Source organism: Bradyrhizobium sp., from assembly GCF_019242285.1.
Classification (GTDB): domain Bacteria; phylum Pseudomonadota; class Alphaproteobacteria; order Rhizobiales; family Xanthobacteraceae; genus Bradyrhizobium.
In genome coordinates this window covers 1-3,657 of the sequence record NZ_JAFAVV010000577.1, presented here as the reverse complement: position 1 = coordinate 3,657, position 3,657 = coordinate 1, and the positions used below count along the sequence as shown (strand labels likewise).

4 protein-coding genes are annotated in these 3,657 nt (G+C 65.6%); 3 read left to right on the top strand and 1 reads right to left on the bottom strand.

Annotation, left to right across the window (positions count from 1 at the left end; translation table 11 throughout):
• From JOY90_RS23465 to JOY90_RS23455, 3 genes are all read left to right on the top strand, one after another.
• Nucleotides 1-1,123, top strand: a 1,123-nt coding sequence (locus tag JOY90_RS23465) for a chloride channel protein (protein ID WP_291693500.1), incomplete at its 5' end; no start/stop codon positions are given.
• 182 nt (nt 1,124-1,305) lie between these two features.
• Nucleotides 1,306-1,605: a hypothetical protein gene (locus JOY90_RS23460; protein WP_291693499.1), complete on the top strand. Its 300-nt coding sequence runs from the start codon at nt 1,306-1,308 to the stop codon at nt 1,603-1,605.
• Nucleotides 1,606-1,694: 89 nt separating this feature from the next.
• A complete protein-coding gene (locus JOY90_RS23455) occupies nt 1,695-3,044 on the top strand; it encodes a sorbosone dehydrogenase family protein (protein WP_291693498.1) in 1,350 nt (449 codons plus the stop codon).
• A gap of 158 nt (nt 3,045-3,202) precedes the next feature.
• Here JOY90_RS23455 and JOY90_RS23450 read toward each other — a convergent pair.
• Nucleotides 3,203-3,657 (bottom strand): SDR family oxidoreductase (locus JOY90_RS23450; protein WP_291693497.1); only part of this gene is annotated, 455 nt, incomplete at its 5' end.

Below are 3,657 nucleotides of genomic sequence, written 5' to 3'. Positions count from 1 at the left end.
GCAATGGCTCGGCGGCGCGCCGTACCAGCTCGAGGTGCCGCATGTCGGCAGCGTCGGCATCGAGCAGTATCTGCTGCTGATCGGGCTCGCCCTGATCGCGAGCGCGATCGGCATCGCCGTGATGCGCAGCTCCTCCGTATTCGAGCGGCTGTTCGCGCAATCCTGGGTCCCGATCTGGCTCAGGCCGGTGATCGGCGGCCTCTGCGTCGGCGGCATGGCGATCATCACGCCGCAGGTGCTGGCGGCCGGCCATGGCGCGATGGTGCTCGACCTGCACAAGGAGATGGCGATCAGCCTGATCTGCATCGTCATTGCGCTGAAGGTGGTCGCCTGCCTGATCTCGCTGGCGTCGGGCTTCCGCGGCGGCCTGTTCTTCGCCTCGCTGTTCGTCGGCAGCCTGCTCGGAAAATTGTTCGCGGCAACCCTGGTCTGGAGCGGGCTCAATCTCGCGGTCGATCCCGTGGTCAGCATGCTGACGGGAATGGCGACGCTCGGGGTCGCAATCGTCGGCGGGCCGTTGACGATGTCGTTCCTGGTGCTGGAGCTGACGCGCAGCGTCGACGTCACCGCGGTGGTCCTCGCCGGCTGCATCGTCACCAGCATCTTCGTCCGCTTCATGTTCGGCCATTCGTTCTCGACCTGGCGCCTGCACCTGCGCGGCGAGACCATCCGCAGCGCCAACGACGTCGGCTGGCTGCGCAATCTCACCGTCGAGCGCATGATGCGAACCGACGTCGGCAAGGTTCCGACCACGACCACGATCGCCGCCTGCCGGCGCGAATTCGTGCTGGGATCGCGGCCGGCGATCGTGGTCGTCAACAATTCCAACGACTATTGCGGCGTGGTGCTGCTGCCCGAGTTGTATTCCGGGGAGCTCGATTCGATCGCCGACGACATCCAGGTGGTCGAGCTCGCGAAATACACCGATGTCGCGCTGCTTCCGGAGATGAACGTGAAGACCGCGATGAAGATCTTCGACGACGCCGAGGCCGAGATCCTCGCCGTGCTGGAATCGGAGGAAAGCCGCAAGGTCATCGGGTTCCTGACCGAGTCGTTCGCGCGGCGACGCTATGTCGACGAGATCGACCAGGCGACGCGCGGCGTGCTCGGCGCGCTCTCTTGACGCGAGCCGCGATCCGGCATCTCTTCCGGCCCAGGTCTTCCTGCCTAGAGCTTTTTCCGTTCCGATGGAATCGGAACGGAAGCTCTAGCTTCTTTGTTTTGACGCGTTTTCTTCACGCGAACCGGTATCCACTTCGCTCGAAAACGCTCTAAAGTCGCGTTGATCCCGCACGGAGAACGAAAATGCTGGCACACCTGCCGATCGTCATTCTCGCCGGTCTGCCGCTTGCGCGTGTGGCCGACGATGTTCCGAAGTTCGACATCACGGCGCAGTGCCGCACCGAAGGCGGAACGCCGGCCCAGCAGCAGCATTGTGCCGATGACGAGGCGCAGGCCCGCCAGGAACTTCAGGCCGAGTGGGTCCAGTTCATGACCTCCGACAAGATGGTCTGCCTGCGGCAGAGCAATGCGGGCAGCACCGGCAGCTATGTCGAGCTCCAGACCTGCCTCGAAACGGCCCGCGACTCGCGGCCGTCGCGATAGCGCCGCGATCACGCGCATTCGCACGTAATTTGATCGCGGCAGGGTGAACATCCGCCTCGGCGGCCATTATGATGGCGGAAGGCGGGCTCATGACGGGAATGGCCAGGATGCCGGGGCGTTCGATCGCAGTGGGACTGTCGGCCATCTGGTTGGTCGGCGCTCTTGCGGGCGCAGCCTCGGCGCAGGAGTTGCGCGGCAAGGACGCCTTCGGCAACTGGCAGGCCGACAAGCCCGGCACGAGCCGCCTGATCAGGCCCGAGGATCTGCCTCTCCCGGGCGCGACGCCTTCGTCGGCCAATGTCTCGCGCGTGGTGCGGCGGCCCGCCGAGGCGATCCCGCAGGTGCCGGACGGCTTCAAGGTCGAACTGTTCGCCGACGGCCTGAGCGGCCCGCGCATCATCCGCGTCGCGCCGAACGGCGACGTTTTTGTCGCCGAGACCCGGGCCGGACGCATCCATGTGTTTCGTGCTCCCGACGGCGCGGCGAAGCCTTCGGAGAATCAGGTCTATGCCGGCGGGCTGCGGCAGCCGTTCGGCATCGCGTTCTTCCCGGCCGGCGACGATCCGCAATGGGTCTATGTCGCCAATACCGACTCCGTCGTCCGTTTTCCGTATCATTCCGGCGACCTGAAGGCTTCCGGGGCGCCTGAGACCGTGGTCGCAAGACTGCCGACCGGCGGCCATTCGACTCGCGATCTCGCGTTCACGCCGGATGGCAAGCGCATGCTGGTGTCGATCGGCTCCGACAGCAATGTCGGCGAGGGCATGGGCCGGCCGCCGGGCGGCCTCGAAGCCTGGATCAGGGAGCATCCGCTCGGCGCCGCCTGGGGCTATGACGCCGGTCGCGCCGCGGTGCTGGCCTTCGATCCCGACGGCAAGAACCAGGCGATTTTCGCCACCGGCATCCGCAACTGCGTCGGCCTCGCGATCCAGCCGCAGACCGGCACGCCCTGGTGCTCGACCAACGAGCGCGACGGCCTCGGCGACAATCTCGTGCCGGACTATGTGACACGGGTTCGCGAGGGCGCATTCTATGGCTGGCCCTGGTACTATATCGGCGACCATGAGGATCCACGGCTTCGCGGCGCCCGCCCCGACCTGAAGGACAAGATCACCGTGCCCGACGTGCTGTTGCAGGCGCATTCGGCGTCGCTGGGGCTGGCCTTCTATCAAGGCAGCAGTTTCCCGGCCGAATACCAGGGCGATGCCTTCGCCGCCGAGCACGGGTCGTGGAACCGCTCGACCCGCACCGGCTACAAGGTCATCCGCATCCGCCTCAAGGACGGCGTTCCCACCGGCGAGTACCAGGATTTCGTCACCGGCTTCGTCGTCAACGACGACAATGTCTGGGGCCGGCCGGTCGGGGTCGCGGTCGCCCATGACGGCGCGTTGCTGGTCTCCGAGGACGGCAACGGCACCATCTGGCGGGTGACCCACTGATCGCCTGGGACAAAGGCGTGGAGCCATGATCGCGGCGCAGCGATCGTGCCCTTGCTAGAGCTTTTTCCGTTCCGATGGAATCGGAACGGAAGCGCTAGCTTCTTTGTTTTGACGCGTTTTCTTCACGCGAACCGGTATCCACTTCGCTCGAAAGCGCTCTAACCGCGCCGCACGCTGGCGCCGCCGTCGACCGGCAGGGTCACGCCGGTGATGAAATTGGCTTCGTCGGAGGCGAGAAACAGCGCGGCGTTGGCGACGTCCCAGCCGGTGCCCATCTTCTTGCGCAGCGGCACCTGGCGGTCGCGCTCGGCCTCGACCTCGGCGCGGGTCTTGTGCCATTCGCGGGCGCGGGTATCGACCGCCATCGGCGTGTTCATCAGGCCGGGCAGGATGACGTTGGCGCGGATGCCATATTGCGCATTCTGATAGGCGAGCTGTTCGGTAAAGGCGATCATGGCCGCCTTGGTCGCCTTGTAGGTGACATAAGGATAGGTGGTGATCGCGGCCATCGACGAGATGTTGATGATGCTGCCCGCGCCCTGGTCGCGCATGATCGGGATCACCTGCTTCGCCGCCAGGATGCAGCTCTTGAGGTTGATCGCGACGCAGCGGT